The 705-nt window shown below is 62.6% G+C and carries 1 pseudogene (running past one end of the window); it reads left to right on the top strand.

Annotated features, from left to right (window positions below):
- Nucleotides 1-120 precede the first annotated feature (120 nt).
- Nucleotides 121-705: pseudogene (gene istA, locus IL54_RS22580) on the top strand (IS21 family transposase) (its annotated part continues 9 nt past the right edge of the window); the annotation flags it as partial.

The raw sequence follows: 705 nt of genomic DNA, 5'->3' as shown, positions 1-705 counted from the left end.
TGAGAACGGCGGAGCAATATTCGACCACGGTAGCGGCGGGATAGTCCTGCTGCGGGCGGCGTAAAAGTCGTCCACCTTGAAGCCTTTCTGCCGAGTCAGGGAGGTGTGGGGATCTACAGCGTGGAACTTTATCTTCAGGTCCGTCTGGCTTGCGCGGATGGCATGAGCCAACGGGCGGCGGCGAAGCGTTTCAATGTGTCGCGCGATACGGTACGCAAGATGCTGTCGTTTTCATCGCCGCCGGGTTACCGGCGCCAGTCCGTACCGCAGCGCCCGAAGCTGGACGGGTTTGTGGCGATCATTGATGGATGGCTTGAGGGTGACCGCAGTGTCCCGCGCAAGCAACGCCATACGGCGAAGCGGGTATTCGACCGTTTGCGCACCGAGCATGGTTTCACCGGCGGCTATACGATCATCAAGGATTACATCCGGGAGCGCGAACAGCGCAGCCGGGAGATGTTCGTGCCGCTGGCGCACCCTGCGGGAGATGCGCAGGCCGATTTCGGGGAAGCGCTGGTGGAGATCGGCGGGGTGGAGCAGAAGGCCTACTTCTTCGCGCTCGATCTGCCGCACAGTGATGCCTGCTATGTGCGGGCCTATCCGGCGGCGGTGGCGGAGGCCTGGGTGGACGGACACGTGCATGCCTTCGCGTTTTTCGGCGCGGTACCGCGCTCGATCGTCTATGACAACGATCGCTGCCTTGTG

The organism is Sphingobium sp. ba1 (assembly GCF_000743655.1).
In the GTDB taxonomy this organism is placed as follows: Bacteria; Pseudomonadota; Alphaproteobacteria; order Sphingomonadales; family Sphingomonadaceae; genus Sphingobium.
This window is presented reverse-complemented; position numbering and strand designations above follow the sequence as displayed.